The sequence below is a fragment of the Micromonospora sp. ALFpr18c genome, assembly GCF_008868155.1.
Classification (GTDB): domain Bacteria; phylum Actinomycetota; class Actinomycetes; order Mycobacteriales; family Micromonosporaceae; genus Micromonospora.
Genome location: NZ_WBKR01000052.1, coordinates 15,584 through 31,235 on the forward strand (window position 1 = coordinate 15,584; position 15,652 = coordinate 31,235).

Consider the following 15,652-nt stretch of genomic DNA (forward strand, 5'->3'; position numbering starts at 1 on the left):
GATCGGCCGCCGGGACGCGGCGCGCATGGTCGGCGCATGGTGCATCCCGGGCGTGTGCCCGGTCGAGGAGAGGGGGTCGGTCATGGCCGTCTTCGCAGGTCGCTTCCAGCTGCCTATCTCAGCCTCGACCAAGGGAACCTCACCACAGTGCGCGATCATGACCTTCCGGCGCTGGAGCGCCGGAGCCGCGGCAAGAGCCGCTTCGACGACGACGAACCGCAGTTTCTGAAGCGCGGGCGGCCGGCCGAGCCGCTCGCCGACCCGGACACCGAGCCTGACCCGGACACCGGCGAGCACTGGTCGTCCTGGGACGAGGCGGTGCACGGGCCGCAGCCGTACCCGGACTGGCTGGTCACCGAACTGGCCGCCAAGGACACCGAACTGGGTGTGCTGAAGACCGGCAAGGAGGCGGACGTCCACCTGGTCCGCCGTGCGGTGCCGGACACCGACCGGTCCTGCCTCCTGGCGGTCAAGCGGTACCGCGACTCCGAGCACCGGCTGTTCCACCGCGACGCCGGCTACCTGGAGGGCCGTCGGGTACGCAGGTCCCGGGAGAACCGGGCGATGGCCGGCCGGACGGCCTTCGGTCGGCAGATGATCGCCGGGCAGTGGGCCGCGGCCGAGTTCGCCGCCCTGGCCCGGCTCTGGGAGATCGGCGCCGGGCACGACCGGATCGCCGTGCCGTACCCGGTGCAGCTGCGCGGCACCGAGCTGATGCTGGAGTTCGTCGGCGACGCCGAGTCGGGGCAGGCCGCGCCCCGGCTGGCCCAGCTACGGCCCGACCCGGCCGAGCTGCGTGACCTGTGGGCGCAGCTGGTGGAGGCGCTGCGGGTCCTGGCTCGGGCCGGTTACGCACACGGCGACCTGTCGCCGTACAACCTGCTCGTGCACTCCGGCCGGCTCGTCGTGATCGACCTGCCGCAGGTGGTCGACGTGGTGGCGAACCCGCAGGGGCCGGAGTTCCTGGCCCGCGACGTACGCGTGGTCGGCACCTGGTTCGTGGCTCGTGGTCTGCCGCCGGAGCAGGTCGATCCGGCCGCGTTGACCGCTGAGCTGCTGCGCGAGGCGGGCATCCGCTGATCGGAGCGGGTCGGGCGGGCACTCCGCCCGACCCGCTCCACCGGCTATTGCAGGTAGCGCTCCACCTCGGGCTTGGGGCGTTCGCCCTGGGCGTCCGGGTCGCCGTGGGTCTCCCGGGCGGCCCGTCGGCGGCGCAGCAGATCCCAGCACTGGTCGAGGGACTCCTCCAGGGCGCGCAGTCGCTCGCTGGCCTCGCCCTCGGTGCCCGACTCGTGCGCCTGGGCATCGGCCCGCAGCTTGTGTTCCTCGTCGACCAGTTCGGAAATCCGGTTCAGGATGGTCTTGTCGTCCATGCTCCTGAGCCTGGCACAGCGTCTCCGCAAGCGCCTGGATTCGTGCCTCTGCGGGCGCTGCGCGACCGTCGGTAGCCCCAGACACACCAACACCGACGCGTCAATGTGCTGTTTTTCATGCTCATTGCGGATCAGCTCACCCGGTGCTCACCATGCGGTGCCACCTGCGGAATTTTCCGGATCGGCCGAGCCGGTCGGATCAAGGGCGCAGATCGCTCAGTCAACGCGAGAAACCTTCCCGATCATGGTGCTGGTGAAGGCGATTCGTGAATGCGATGCTCTGCCTGATGGTCATGCGCCATCGCCGAGGCAGCACAGAGCGTAACCCGCAGTGCGATGCCACCGGAGAGGACCGTGCAGGTGGACAGTGACTGAGCCGAGCATCCCGACACGCCGCGATCCATATGTGGCCGGCCTGCGACGCGTGCTGCCCGCGCTACTCCGTGATCCACTGGGCACGTTGGTCGGGCTGGCCGACGCGTCGCCCGGGCAGGTCGTCCGACTGAACCTGGGCACCATCCGGCCGTACCTGGTCGTCGAGCCCGCACACGTCCAGCACGTGCTCCGCGACAACGCCGCCAACTACACCCGGGCCGGCGACAGCATGATGTGGAAGTCGGTCAAGAAGCTCGGCGGCGACGGCATCCTCGCCGAGGGCCCGCAGTGGGAGGCAAGTCGCCGACGGCTCCAGCCGCACTTCACCGCGAAGCGGATCGACGCTGTGGTGGACGGCCTGAGCCAGGCGATCAGCGATGCGGTCGACGAGCTGAACGTCCCGGCGCGAACCGGCGAACCGGTCGACGCTGCCAGCGAGATCTCCCGGATCATCTGCCAGGCCGTCATCGGGGTCTTCTTCGGCAACAAGATCCCCGTCACCGACGGTGTGCGGATCGTCACGGAACAGGACACCGTGGCGACCGCACTGCGCTTCCGGCTGCTCACCCCGTTCCTGCCGGACGCCGTGCCGATGCCCGGTGACCGCGCACTGCGGCGGGCGGTCCAGAACATCGACGACATTCTGCTGCCGTTGGTCCGCGCCGAGCGAGCCCACGACGACGGAGGCGACGACATCGTCGCTTCGCTGGGCCGGGGCCGTGACGAGCACGGCCACAAGCTCGACGAGCAGCGGGTACGCGACGATCTGGTGTCGATCTTCGTCACCGCCACGGAGACCACCTACACGGTGCTCACCTGGCTCTTCCCACTGCTGGAGCAACTGCCCGACGTCGCCGAGCGGCTCTACGCGGAGATCGATCGTGTGGTCGGCCCCGGCGACGTGATCAACCGCGAACAACTCGGCGAGCTGCGCTACACCCGGATGGTGCTGGACGAACTCGTCCGCGCCTACCCGTCCGGCTGGTTGGTGCCGCGGACCGCGATCGCCGACGACGTCATCGGCGGCACCCGGGTCAAGGCCGGTGGCACCATCGTCCTAAGTCCGTACGTGACCCAGCGGCTGGCCCGCTTCTGGGATCGGCCGGCGGTCTTCGACCCGGAGCGCTTCGCGCCCGACGCCCCCCGGCGCGCCCACCGGTACGCCTACTACCCCTTCGGTGGCGGCGCCCACCAGTGCATCGGCCAGTATTTCTTCCAGGTCGAGGCACCACTGATCGTGGCGACGCTGCTCAGCCGCTTCCGGTACCGGCTCTGCACGCCCGGGATGCCATCGCCGCGGCTCGCCGCGTCGCTTCGGCCACGGGAACGGGTGCCGCTGCTGCTCACCCCACATCGGCAACCGGCCCTGGCCTAGCGGATGGCACCACTACCAAGGGTCGGAGACGAACTACAGCAGGCCGCCGAGCACGGCCGCGTCTGTGCCCTGGCCGCCTATGGCCAACGTGACCTGCAACGTTGCCTGACCGCCCATCCGGACCTCTTCGCCGAGGGGCCCTTCGACGGCGCTCTGACCAGCAGCATCGCGTTGGCCATTGCGTTCAGCGCGCCGTGGTGTGAGGCAGTCGAGCTGCGTCTGACCAACCGGGCGGTGCTCTGGGGGTTCGCGCTGGACTGGCAGGTGGACCGGCTGGCCACCTCCGCCGTCGAGCTCGACCGGCTGGTGCAGAGGCAGCTTTCCGTCACGGACGGTGCGTCCGCGGCGACGGATGATCCACTGGGTCGCTTCCTCGCCGGTCTCCACGCCGACCTGGTTGCCGTGCCAGCCTTCGCCACACTGGGCGGGGCGTGGCGGGCGGCGGCCCGACGGACCCTTCACGCGATGCGGCAGGAGTGGCAGTGGAAGACGGCGATGCGGGATGGTCTTCAGCCGCCGCCCACCCTCGCCGATTACCTGAACAACGCGGACAACCTGGCCTGTACCGTCGTGAACGTCGTGCACTGGATCCGGACCGGCGGGGCCGACACGCAAGCTCGGCTCGACCGGTTGGTCATCGCCAGTGACGCTGTGCAACGCGCTCTTCGACTGGTCAATGACCTGAGTACCCATGAGCGGGACCTCCGCTGGGGCGACCTGAACGCGATCATGTTGGTGGACGACCGGGCGGTGGTGGAGCAGGTGCTGAAACGCCTGGTCACGGATGTGACCGACCTGCTCGACGAACTGCGGGCCGACTGCCCGAGGGAGGCGGCCTACCTGACTCGACAGCTCGGCTACACCACCGGCTTCTACCGGAGCACCGACTTCTGGGGTGTGTCGTGAGCACCGAGGCGCTGGCCCGGGACGCCGGCGCGGCGAAGGATCCCGGGTCGGCGCGCGCCGTCGACGAGCTGGTTGCCGAGCTGATCCTGCACCCGTCCGGCCGTACATCCGCTTCGCCGTACGAGACTGCCCGTCTGGTCTCCCGGGCGCCCTGGCTACCCCGACACGCCGACCGGATCCAGTACCTGCTCGCCGTGCAGCGCCCGGACGGAGGTTGGGGCGGGCCGGACGGGTACGCCCTGGTGCCCACCCTGAGTGCCGTGGAGGGGCTGCTCGCGGCGTCGCTGCACGACGAGCCGGTGGGCTGGTCCCCGGCGGCGGTGCACGACGCGGTCGACCGCGCGCTGCGCCTGTTGTTCGACCGGGTGGCCGGCCCCTCGACCTACCCTGTGCCGGACCTGCCGGCTGCGGACCTGATCGTCCCGGCACTGGTCGACCGGATCGCCGACCAGCTCGCTGACCCGCCGACGTGGTTGGCGCACTGGCGAGGCGTCGGCCCGCCGCCGATGCCCGCGGCCATGGATCGGCAGCGGCTCGACCGCGTACGCCTGCTGGCCGGATCCGGTCGGCCGATTCCGCCCAAGCTGCTTCACGCGCTGGAGATCCTCGGGCCGGCCGCCCGGCGTGCGACCGGTGTCGCCGCCACCGCCGCCGGCCCGGTCGGAGCCTCGCCGGCCGCCACCGCCGCGTGGCTCGGTAACCCCGGCGGTACTCAATCCGCCGCGCTGGACTACCTGACCCGGGCGCTCGGCGAGCACAGCGGAGCGGTTCCGTGTACCACACCGATGGCCGTGTTCGAACGGTCGTGGGTGCTGAGCACCCTGGCACGGGCTGGTGTGCTCCCGACGGTGCCGGCGGAACTGGTTGCCGGGCTGCGCGACGCACTCGGGCCGGACGGCGCTGCCACCGGGCCGGGGCTGCCCACCGACGCCGACACGACGGCGGTGACGCTCTACACGCTGGCGCTCCTGGGTCACCCCACCGATCCGACGTGCCTGAGCCGGTTCGACACCGGGGAGCACTTCGGCACCTGGCAGGGCGAGGACGGCTCGTCGGTGACCACGAACGCGCACGTGTTGGAGGCGTTCGGGCGATGCCTCGGCGGCAACGACCCGGCTGCAGCACCGGTGCTGCGCCGGCTCACCGGCTGGCTGATCGACCGCCAACATGCCGACGGTCGATGGACGGACCGTTGGCACGCCTCGCCCTACTACGCCACCTACTGCGTGGTGCTCGCACTGCGGGAGTACGGCGGTCCGTCGGCCGACGCGGCGCTGCGGCGGGCCGTCTCGTGGACCCTCGAGAACCAGCGGGCCGACGGTTCGTGGGGACGATGGCATGGCACGGCGGAGGAGACCGCCTACGGCCTACTCGTGTTGCTGACAGCGCGCCCGTCATCCACGATCCGGGACGCGAGGGTCGCCGCTGCTCACCGTTTGTCCACAATGCAGAATGAGGGTGTCGACGATCCACTGTGGCATGACAAGGACCTCTACCATCCGGCACTGATCGTCCGGGCGGCAGTGGTGGCTGCGCGGGCGGCGGCTGCGGTGCAGCTGAACGGTTCCACCCATATCCCAGCAAGCCGCTGAACTGCATCGCTTGAGTGAAATTCCGGACACTGCTAGCGTGCGCCGGGCCGGGGGCTGGGCTCATTCAGCCAATCGAAACGGTCGAGGGACGGGTGGGATGGCTTCCCGCAGTGCAAGTTTGCGCACCAAGATTGTGGCCCTACTGGTCTCACTCGCCGCGCTCTGGGCGTTCGCGGCGTGGGTGACCCTGCGCGACGGATTCAACGTGCTCGGTGTGCAGACGCTCGACGCGCAGGTCGCCCAACCCAGTGAACCGCTGCTCACCGAGCTCCAGCAGGAGCGCCGGATGTCGGTGGCCTACCTCGGACGTCGCGACCAGGGGCTGGCACAGCAGTTGCAGGCGCAGCACGAGCGCAGCGAGAAGGAGGCCGCCGCGTTCGCCGAGGCGGCCCGTAGCTGGCGAGCCCGATTCGTGTCGAGCGACGAACTGACCACGCGGATCGACGACGTGATCTCCCGGCTGGACGGGCTCGGTCACATGCGGGAGGCCGTCGTCGCCGGCACCGTCGACCGGGCTGGCGCGGCGGCAGCGTACACCGGGGTCCTCGACGGGCTGTTCCGGGTGTACGGGGCCATGGGTCAGCTCGACGACGAGCAGATCGCCCAGGACACCGTCACGCTCACCCGGCTCGTACGGGTGCGTGAGCTGATGTCGCAGGAGGACGCGCTCTTCGCCGGCGTCTCGGCGGCGGGTCGAATCAGCGACAAGGAGTACGCCCAGTTCGCGCACCTGGTTGGCGCGCAACGGTTCCTCGTCACCGAGGCACTGGCCGAACTGCCCGAGGCCGACCGCCAACGGTACGTCCAGATGACCGAGGGCCCAGCCTTCACCAAGCTCCGAGCGCTTGAGGACCGCATGGTCGCCAGCGCTCGACCGAACGCCCCGCTGCCGGTCGGCGCCGACGACTGGGAGGCAGCCTTCGCTCCCGCTGTGGAGGAGCAGGAGGCCGTCGTGCTGGCCGGCGGGGACGCGCTGGTCCAGCGGGCCACCCCGGTCGCGATCTGGGTCGTCATCCGGCTGGTGCTCGCCGCCGGCCTCGGTCTGCTCGCCGTCATCGCCTCCATCGTCGTCTCGATCACCACGGCCCGGGCCCTGCTGCGCCAGCTGGAACGGCTGCGCCAGGCCGCCTGGCAGCTCGCCGACGAACGGCTGCCCCGGGTGGTGGAGCGCCTCGGCCACGGCGAGGAGGTCGACGTGGCCACCGAGGCGCCTCCCCTCGATTTCGGCACCGACGAGATCGGTCAGGTCGGCAAGGCGTTCAACGCCGTTCAGGAAACCGCCCTGCGGACCGCCGTCGAACAGGCCGACCTGCGCCGCAACGTCCGTGAGGTCTTCCTCAGCCTGGCCCGGCGCACCCAGGCGCTGGTGCACCGCCAGCTCACCCTGCTGGACGCGATGGAACGGCGCGAGCACGACGCGGAGGAGCTGGAGGATCTGTTCCGGGTCGACCACCTGGCCACCCGGATGCGGCGTAACGCGGAAAACCTGATCGTGCTCTCCGGCTCGACCCCGGGCCGGGCGTGGCGGCGCAACGTGCCGATGGTCGACGTGGTCCGTGGCGCGGTGGCCGAGGTGGAGGACTACACCCGGGTCAACGTGCTGCCGCTCGGGCCGGTCTCCCTCGCCGGCCGCGCGGTCGGCGACATCATCCACCTGCTCGCCGAGCTGATCGAGAACGGTCTGTCGTTCTCCCCACCGCACACCACCGTGGAGGTCCGCGGTCAGCTGGTGGCCAACGGGTTCGCCATCGAGATCGAGGACCGGGGCCTCGGCATGAGCGAGGAGGACCTGGCCGCCGCGAACCACCGCATCGTCGACCAGTCCGAGCTGAACCTCGCCAACGCCGCCCGGCTCGGGCTCTACGTGGTGAGCCGGCTGACCGAGCGGCACGGCGTGCGGGTGCGGCTCAAGGAGTCGGCGTACGGCGGCACCACCGCCGTGGTGCTGATCCCGCTGGAACTGGTCACCGAGAACGGCCCGAGCTCGGAGGACTCCGGTGCGATGCGGGCCGGTTCGCCGGCCATCGCCCTGCCCTCGGGGCCGACCACCACCGCCGACACCGGCCGGCCGGCCGTCCTCGCGCCGGTCGCGTTGGCGGCCGCACCGGAGGCACCGGGCACGACGGCGCCGGACGTGCCGGAGCCGGTCACCCCGGCCGGGCACCTGGTGCCGGACGCCACCACCGCGACGGGGCAGGCCGACGGCACCGATGTGGACGCCGCTCTGCCCACCCGCCAGCGGACACCGCAGGGCGCCGGTACGCCGGACCTGCCCACCCGGGCCCGGCGTGTTCTGGGCCAGCCCGCCCTGGAGGCTCCCACGGTGCCCACCGGACTGCCCGCGGTCGACCGTTCCCGCCCGACGGACAGCGCCAGCGAGGCGGCGGCCGACGGCGGGCCGATGCCGGCCCGCGCCGAGGCGGACCGGACCGACTCGGGCCTGCCGGTACGGGTCCGGCAGGCGAACATCGTGCCCGAGTTGCGCGACGACCCGGCCGCGACAGAGACCGACGACGAGGACGTGGCACGTCCCCCGGAGCAGGTGCGCCGGATGATGAGCTCGTACCAGACCGGCACCCGTCGCGGTCGGACCGACGCGGCGCGACTGATCGGCGGCGCGGCCGGCGCCCCGCCGAGCGCGACGCCCGAGCCGAGCGACGAGGACCCGCAAGCTACCTGACCGGCCACCGAGAATGCGGGTCACCGCACGGTGTGACGGTCAGCTCCAGACGAACACGGCGCAACAGCCGGGCGAGAAGAGGACGACGAAGTGGCGCAGAAGACGGCTTCGAGTGCCGACCTGACGTGGTTGCTGGATGATCTGGTGGGCCGGGTGAAGCAGGCCGAGCATGCGGTCGCGCTCTCCACCGACGGCCTGTTGATGGCCTCCTCCCAGGGCCTGAGCCGGGACGACGGCGAGCACCTCGCGGCGATGGCTGCCGGCATCCAGAGCCTGGCCCGCGGCGCGGGGAAGCGTTTCGGCGGCGGGCAGGTGCAGCAGACCATCATCGAGATGCAGTCGTCGTTCCTGTTCGTCACCGCGGCCGGCCGCAACGCCTGCCTGGCGGTCCTTGCCACCGAGGACGCCGACGTCGGCCTGATCGCCTACGAGATGGCGATGCTGGTCACCCGGGTCGGCAAGTATGTGGCCTCCCCGTCCCGTGGCACCGAGCAGCCGGCCGGCGAGAGGTAGCGGCATGACGGTGCAGGGAGAGTCCGCGGACCATCAGTGGGTGGATGACCATGCGGGCCCGGTGGTGCGCCCGTACGCGGTGACGCGCGGCCGGGCCCGCCCGGTCACCGGCACGTTCGACCTGATCTCCCTGGTCACCGCGACCCGCGCCGAGGTCACGCCGGAGGTCGGCCTCGGCCCGGAACATCTGGCGATCGTCGGACTGTGTCAACGAATACAGTCCGTCGCCGAGATCGCCGCCCATCTCGACCTGCCGGTGGGCACCATCCGGGTGCTCCTCGGCGACCTGGCGGCCCGCAGCCTGGTGCAGGTCCGCGAGCCGCAGACCACGGCCGGTCTTCCCGACAACAGCATCTTCGAGGCGGTAATCAATGGACTACGGGCACTCTGACCGGCCGGCGGGAGCGACCCCACTGCCCACCGCGATCAAGATCCTGGTCGCCGGTGGGTTCGGTGTGGGCAAGACCACGATGGTCGGCGCGGTGAGCGAGACCCGGCCGTTGCGCACCGAGGAGGTGCTCACGGAGACCGGTGTCGGCATCGACGACCTGTCCGGGGTGGAGGGCAAGACCACCACCACCGTGGCGATGGACTTCGGCCGGATCACCATCAGCGACGACCTGGTGCTCTACCTGTTCGGCACCCCCGGGCAGGACCGGTTCTGGTTCGTCTGGGACGAGTTGGCGCTCGGTGCGATCGGCGCGGTCGTGCTGGCCGACACCCGCCGGCTGGCCGACTGCTTCCCGTCGATCGACTACTTCGAGGGCCGGGGCACCCCGTTCGTGGTCGCCGTGAACTGCTTCGAGGGTGCCCGCTCCTACCGGCTCGACGAGGTGCAGGCCGCGTTGAACCTGGACCCGGGTGTGCCGGTGCTGCTCTGCGACGCCCGGCAGCGCGAGTCCAGCAAGGAGGTGCTCGTCACGCTGATGGAGCACGCCATGAAGACCCGCGAGGCCCGCCGCCGCGCCGCCGGAGGAAACTGACCGACTATTTTCAGGGGAGGGCGTCCGGAACGGCCCCGGCCGAACGTCATGCTGGCGATAACCCGAGAAACCAGGGAGCGCCCAGATGAAGTACATGATGTTCGTGTGCAGCGACACCGAGCCGGACACCGACCCGACCGATCTGCCCGACATCCACAAGTGGGTGGAGGAGAACGACTCGCGTGGGCGCCGCCTCACCGGCGACGCGCTGGCGCCGACCAGCGCGGCCACCACGGTCCGGGTCCGTGCCGGCGAGCTGCTCGTCTCCGAGGGACCGTTCGCGGAGACCACGGAGGTGATCGTGGGGTTCGACCTGCTCGAGTGCGCCGACCTGGACGAGGCGATCGAGGTGGCGCGCACTCACCCGATGGCCCGCGAGGGGCGACTGGAACTGCGCCCGTTCGCCGGCTTGCCCGGCTGACCGGATGGCCCGCACCGAAACGCCGGCCGGCGCGCACGTGGGCGCCGGCCGGGTGACCGGCGCGGGAGCGGCCGTGGCGGCGCAAGCCGTCGCGGCCGCCGGCGTCGAGGCGTACCCCCGGATCGTCGCGACCCTGATCCGGGTGACCGGGGACTGGGCGCTGGCCGAGGACTGCGCCCAGGAGGCGCTGACCGTCGCCCTGGAACGCTGGCCCGCCGACGGTGTGCCGGACAACCCGGGTGGCTGGCTCATGACAGTGGCCCGCAACCGGGCGATCGACGTCCTGCGCCGGGCCACCGTGGAACGCCGGAAACTCCACGACCTGGCACTGCTCACGCCGGTCGACGCGCAGCCCGAGCCGGAGGTGGGGGAGGACGTGGTGGACGACCGACTGCGACTCATCTTCACCTGCTGCCATCCGGCGCTCGCGATCGAGGCCCGGGTGGCGTTGACGCTCCGCACCGTGTGCGGGGTGCCGACCGCGGCCATCGCCCGGCTCCTGCTGGTCAACGAGTCGACGATGACCCGACGGCTGACGCGGGCCCGCACCCGCATCGCCGAGGCGGGCATCCCGTACCGGGTGCCCAGCGGACCGGCGCTGACCGAGCGGCTGCCCGGCGTCCTCGCCGTGCTGTACCTGCTGTTCACCCGGGGCTACGTCGCCGACGGGGAGCCGGCCTTCGCCGACGAGGCGATCCGGCTGGCCCGACTGCTCGACCGGCTGATGCCCGAGCAGTCCGAGGTGGCCGCGCTGCTCGCGCTGTTCCTGCTCCAGCACTCCCGGGCCGACGCCCGCCGTGACGCCGCCGGCAACCTGCTGACCCTTCAGCGGCAGGACCGCGGCCGGTGGGACCGCGCCGCCATCGCCGAGGGACTGGCCGTCCTTGATCGGGTACGCCAGGACGGGCCGTACGCGTGGCAGGCCCGCGTCGCCGCCTGCCACGCCACCGCCGCCTCCGTCGAGACCACCGACTGGCCGGCGATCGCCGGCGCCTACGACGCCCTGCTCGGCATCCGGCCGTCGCCGGTGGTCGCGCTCAACCGCGCGGTCGCGCACGGCTACGCCTACGGGCCGGCGGCCGGACTGGGCCTGCTCGACGAGGCGCGCGCCGGGGGTGGCCTGGACGGCAACCCGCTCGCCGTGGCGGTGGAGGCCGACCTGGTGGCTCGGCAGGGTGACCGGCCACGCGCCGCCGCGCTGTTCCGGCAGGCGGCGGCAGCGGTGGACTCGGCCGCCGAGCGCCGCGCCCTGCTCGACCGGGCCGACGAACTCACCCGGTAGGCCCGGGTCCTTGGAGGCACGTGCGCCGATGACGTCGGCGAGGTTGTCGCCCATCTCGCCCGACTGCCGACCACGCCGGGTGCTGACGGCGCGCGGTCGCGCTGCGGCTGCGCGAGGCAGCAGCCCGGGGCACGGAAGGCAGAGACGTGGAAGGGCCGCTCCCCGCCAGCGCGGGAAGCGGCCCTTCTCAGGTGTACGGCGTCAGTTGGCGATCATGCGGCGCAGCACGTACTGCAGGATGCCGCCGTGCCGGTAGTAGTCCGCCTCACCGGGAGTGTCGATCCGCACCACGGCGTCGAACTCCACGCCGGTGTCGGTGTTGACCCGCACGGTGCGCGGGGTCTCGCCGTCGTTGAGCGCGGTCACCCCGGTGAAGGTGAACGTCTCCGTACCGGTCAGACCGAGCGACTCGGCGGTGACGTCGACCGGGAACTGCAACGGCAGCACGCCCATGCCGATCAGGTTGGAGCGGTGGATCCGCTCGTACGACTCGGCGATGACCGCCCGCACGCCCAGCAGCATGGTGCCCTTGGCCGCCCAGTCCCGCGACGAGCCGGAGCCGTACTCCTTGCCGGCCAGGATGACCAGCGGGATGCCGGCCTCCTGGTAGGCCATCGAGGCGTCGTAGATCGAGGTCTGCTCGCCGGTGAGGTGGTTGACGGTGAAGCCGCCCTCCACACCCGGGACCAGCTGGTTGCGCAGCCGGATGTTGGCGAACGTGCCCCGGATCATCACCTCGTGGTTGCCCCGGCGGGAGCCGTACGAGTTGAACTCGTGACGCGGCACGCCGTGCTCGGCGAGGTACGTGCCGGCGGGCGAGTCGGCCTTGATCGAGCCGGCCGGCGAGATGTGGTCGGTGGTCACCGAGTCACCCAGCTTGGCCAGCACCCGCGCGTCGGCGATGTCGGTGACCGGGCTCGGCTCCTGCTGCATGCCCTCGAAGTACGGGGGCTTGCGCACGTAGGTCGAGTCCTCCGCCCAGGCGAAGGTGTCGCCGGTCGGGGTGGGCAGCGACTGCCAACGCTCGTCGCCGGCGAAGACATCGGCGTACGCGGCGCTGAAGCCGGTCGCGCCGATCGCCTGGGCGATGACGTCCTGGATCTCGGCGCTGTTCGGCCAGATCTCCCGCAGGAACACCGGGTTGCCGTCGCTGTCCTCACCGATCGGCTCGTTGGCCAGGTCGATGTCCATCGTGCCGGCGAGAGCGTACGCGACGACCAGCGGCGGGGACGCCAGGTAGTTCATCTTGACGTCCGGGTTGATCCGGCCCTCGAAGTTGCGGTTGCCCGACAGCACCGACACGACCGACAGGTCGTGCTCGTTGACCGCCGCGGACACCTCCTCGGGCAGCGGGCCCGAGTTGCCGATGCAGGTGGTGCAGCCGTAACCGACCAGGTTGAAGCCGAGCTTGTCCAGGTACGGCGTGAGGCCGGCCCGCTCGTAGTAGTCCATGACGACCTTCGAGCCCGGGGCCAGGGTGGTCTTCACCCACGGCTTGCGGGTCAGGCCCTTCTCGACCGCGTTGCGGGCCAGCAGGGCCGCCCCGATCATCACCTGCGGGTTGGACGTGTTGGTGCAGGAGGTGATCGCCGCGATCACCACGGCGCCGTGGTCCAGCTCGTACTCGACGCCGTCGGCGCCGGTGACCCGTACCGGTTTGGTGGCCCGCCCGCCCGCTCCGGCGGCGGCGGTCTCCAGGTCGCGCGGCTCGTCGGCCGGGTCGCTGAACTCGTTGGCCGGCGGGTCGCTGGCCGGGAACGACTCGGCGCTGGCCTCGTCGGCCGGCCCGTTCGCGCCGCGCGGCAGCTCCTCGCGCGCCACGCTCGGCTTGAGGTCACGCTCACTGGTGGAGTCGTCGGCGACGTAGTCGGTCAGCGCGGAGCGGAACAGCGTCTTGGCGCTGCCCAGCGGCACCCGGTCCTGCGGGCGCTTCGGGCCGGCGAGCGACGGCTCGATGGTGCCCAGGTCCAGCTCCAGGCGCTCCGAGTAGGCCGGCTCGGCCTCCGGGTCGTGCCAGATGCCCTGCTCCTTGGCGTACGCCTCGACGAGCGCGACCTGCGCGGCGTCGCGACCGGTCAGCTCCAGGTAGCGGATCGTCTCCGCGTCGATCGGGAAGATCGCCACGGTGGAGCCGTACTCGGGGGACATGTTGCCGATGGTGGCGCGGTTGGCCAGCGGCACGGCGCTCACGCCGGGGCCGTAGAACTCGACGAACTTGCCGACCACGCCGTGCTTGCGCAGCATCTCGGTGATGGTCAGCACCAGGTCGGTGGCGGTGGTGCCGGCCGGCATCTCGCCGGAGAGCTTGAAGCCCACCACCCGGGGGATCAGCATGCTGACCGGCTGACCGAGCATCGCAGCCTCGGCCTCGATGCCGCCGACGCCCCAGCCCAGCACGCCCAGGCCGTTGACCATCGTGGTGTGCGAGTCGGTGCCGACCACGGTGTCCGGGTACGCCTGGCCGTTACGTTCCATGATCGTACGAGCCAGGTACTCGATGTTGACCTGGTGCACGATGCCGGTGCCCGGCGGGACGACCTTGAACTCGTTGAACGCGGTCTGACCCCAGCGCAGGAACTGGTAGCGCTCCTTGTTGCGCTCGTACTCCAGCGCGACGTTGCGTTCGAAGGCGTCCTCGCGGCCGAACAGGTCGGCGATCACCGAGTGGTCGATGACCAGCTCGGCGGGGGCGAGGGGGTTGACCTTGCTGGCGTCGCCGCCCAGGTTACGCACGGCCTCACGCATGGTGGCCAGGTCGACCACGCAGGGCACGCCGGTGAAGTCCTGCATGAGCACCCGCGCCGGGGTGAACTGGATCTCCACGCTCGGGGCGGCGGTGGGATCCCATCCGCCGAGCTGACGGATGTGGTCGGCGGTGATGTTCGCGCCGTCCTCGGTCCGCAGCAGGTTCTCCAGGAGAATCTTCAGGCTGTACGGCAGCCGGTCGTGGCCGTCCACCTTGTCGATCCTGAAAATCTCGTAGCTCGCGTCTCCGACGCGTAGCTGGGTCTTCGCACCGAAGGTGTCGAGGCTCGCCACGTCGTACTCCTTCACACCAGCGACCGTGAGTAGTCCTGAGCAGTGTGTCGCACCGGCCGGGGTGCCGCCGAGGTTAGGTGACACTTACCGCCGATTCCGCTCTCAACAAAACCGTACGTCCGTCTTGCTAGTTACGCAACCCGGCCGCTCGCTGCCCGCACGGTTCATCCCTAGCCTCCTAGGACGCGCTGCGGGGCGTGCGTCGGGCCACCCGAGGCGAATTCACCCCGCGGCGGCAGGTGCGGGCGTTCGGCCGCGGGTAGGGTTCGGGCGTGTTCGACGTCCAGCACTGGCTCGTGTCGCTGCCGCCGATCGCGGTCTACCTGCTCGTCGGCGGGGTGATCGGGGTCGAGAGCATGGGCGTCCCACTGCCCGGTGAGATCGTCCTGGTCAGCTCCGCCCTGCTCGCCGCCACCGGAGTGGTCGAACCCGAGTGGGTGGCCGCCGCCGCGGCCACCGGCGCGATCGTCGGCGACTCCATCGGGTACGCGGTGGGCCGTCGGGGTGGCCGCCCACTGCTCGCCCGGCTGGGCCGACGCTTCCCCCGCCACCTCGGCCCCGCCCAACTGGCCCGGGCCGAGCAGAGCTTCGCCCGGTACGGCGTCTGGGCCGTCTTCTTCGGTCGGTTCGTGGCGCTGCTGCGCATCCTGGCCGGGCCGCTCGCCGGTGCACTGCACGTACCGTACCGACGTTTCCTCCTGGCCAACGCCGCCGGTGGGCTGGTCTGGGCGTTCGGCACCACCTACCTGCTGTTCACCGTGGGGCGGGCCGCCGAGCACTGGCTCAAGGACATCTCCTGGGCCGGGCTGGTCCTCGCGGTGCTCGCCGGCCTCGCCAGCACCTGGTGGCTGCGTCGACGGGCCCACCGAATCGAGGCCGCCGAGCCGGCCCCCGAAGTCGAGCCGGCTCGGGCGGGCAGCGAACGCTGACCCCGGACATGCCGAAGGGCCGGGCCCCGGTTGGGGTCCGGCCCTTTCGGTGTGTGGGTGTGGGTCAGCTGGTGGAGTAGCCGCGGGTGGCGATCCAGTCGGCGAGGTGCTCGACGCTGATCCAGTAGGAGGCGGTGTCGGGGTTGGCCGAGTCGGCGATCTTCACGGTGTTACCACCGTCGCG

At 71.2% G+C, this 15,652-nt stretch carries 13 protein-coding genes and 1 pseudogene; 11 read left to right on the top strand and 3 right to left on the bottom strand.

The window, feature by feature from the left end; all coding sequences use genetic code 11:
- Nucleotides 1–147: 147 nt before the first annotated feature.
- Complete coding sequence (locus F8271_RS12350) at nucleotides 148–1,080, top strand: serine protein kinase RIO (RefSeq protein ID WP_151489835.1); 933 nt, start codon at nucleotides 148–150, stop codon at nucleotides 1,078–1,080.
- 44 nt (nucleotides 1,081–1,124) lie between these two features.
- On the opposite strand, the gene F8271_RS12355 is transcribed toward F8271_RS12350, so the two are convergent.
- On the bottom strand, nucleotides 1,125–1,373 hold the full coding sequence (locus F8271_RS12355) for a DUF2630 family protein (protein WP_091403743.1): 249 nt from the start codon (nucleotides 1,371–1,373) through the stop codon (nucleotides 1,125–1,127).
- 367 nt (nucleotides 1,374–1,740) lie between these two features.
- Here F8271_RS12355 and F8271_RS12360 point away from each other — a divergent pair, with 367 nt between their 5' ends.
- From F8271_RS12360 to F8271_RS12400, 9 genes are all read left to right on the top strand, one after another.
- Nucleotides 1,741–3,123, top strand: a complete 1,383-nt coding sequence (locus tag F8271_RS12360; protein WP_151489836.1) for a cytochrome P450 — start codon at nucleotides 1,741–1,743, stop codon at nucleotides 3,121–3,123.
- 3 nt (nucleotides 3,124–3,126) lie between these two features.
- The gene (locus F8271_RS12365; RefSeq protein ID WP_151489837.1) at nucleotides 3,127–4,029 is read left to right on the top strand and encodes a terpene synthase; all 903 of its coding nucleotides are present in this window, start codon (nucleotides 3,127–3,129) and stop codon (nucleotides 4,027–4,029) included.
- A complete protein-coding gene (locus F8271_RS12370; protein ID WP_151489838.1) occupies nucleotides 4,026–5,621 on the top strand; it encodes a prenyltransferase/squalene oxidase repeat-containing protein in 1,596 nt (531 codons plus the stop codon). Before F8271_RS12365 ends, F8271_RS12370 begins: the two co-directional genes overlap by 4 nt.
- A 118-nt stretch (nucleotides 5,622–5,739) precedes the next feature.
- Complete coding sequence (locus tag F8271_RS12375; protein WP_255473687.1) at nucleotides 5,740–8,301, top strand: nitrate- and nitrite sensing domain-containing protein; 2,562 nt, start codon at nucleotides 5,740–5,742, stop codon at nucleotides 8,299–8,301.
- 90 nt (nucleotides 8,302–8,391) lie between these two features.
- Entirely contained in the window at nucleotides 8,392–8,814 is a 423-nt protein-coding gene (locus F8271_RS12380; RefSeq protein ID WP_151489840.1) for a roadblock/LC7 domain-containing protein, read from the top strand.
- A 4-nt stretch (nucleotides 8,815–8,818) separates the two neighbouring features.
- Complete coding sequence (locus F8271_RS12385) at nucleotides 8,819–9,205, top strand: DUF742 domain-containing protein (protein ID WP_030337267.1); 387 nt, start codon at nucleotides 8,819–8,821, stop codon at nucleotides 9,203–9,205.
- Complete coding sequence (locus F8271_RS12390) at nucleotides 9,186–9,797, top strand: ATP/GTP-binding protein (protein ID WP_151489841.1); 612 nt, start codon at nucleotides 9,186–9,188, stop codon at nucleotides 9,795–9,797. The genes F8271_RS12385 and F8271_RS12390 overlap by 20 nt, the downstream gene beginning before the upstream one ends.
- Nucleotides 9,798–9,882: 85 nt before the next feature.
- Nucleotides 9,883–10,218 carry a YciI family protein gene (locus tag F8271_RS12395; protein WP_151489842.1) on the top strand — a complete coding sequence of 112 codons (336 nt, stop codon included), beginning with the start codon at nucleotides 9,883–9,885 and terminating at the stop codon, nucleotides 10,216–10,218.
- Nucleotides 10,219–10,222: 4 nt separating this feature from the next.
- Complete coding sequence (locus tag F8271_RS12400; RefSeq protein ID WP_151489843.1) at nucleotides 10,223–11,500, top strand: RNA polymerase sigma factor; 1,278 nt, start codon at nucleotides 10,223–10,225, stop codon at nucleotides 11,498–11,500.
- Between the two features lie 201 nt (nucleotides 11,501–11,701).
- Here F8271_RS12400 and F8271_RS12405 read toward each other — a convergent pair whose 3' ends face one another.
- Entirely contained in the window at nucleotides 11,702–14,554 is a 2,853-nt protein-coding gene (locus tag F8271_RS12405; protein ID WP_151489844.1) for an aconitate hydratase, read from the bottom strand.
- Between the two features lie 257 nt (nucleotides 14,555–14,811).
- Here F8271_RS12405 and F8271_RS12410 point away from each other — a divergent pair, with 257 nt between their 5' ends.
- Nucleotides 14,812–15,468 (top strand): DedA family protein, encoded by a 657-nt coding sequence (locus tag F8271_RS12410; protein ID WP_151489845.1) that lies wholly within the window; start codon nucleotides 14,812–14,814, stop codon nucleotides 15,466–15,468.
- Between the two features lie 64 nt (nucleotides 15,469–15,532).
- On the opposite strand, the pseudogene F8271_RS12415 reads toward F8271_RS12410, so the two are convergent.
- Nucleotides 15,533–15,652, bottom strand: a pseudogene (locus tag F8271_RS12415) (phytochelatin synthase); the annotation flags it as partial.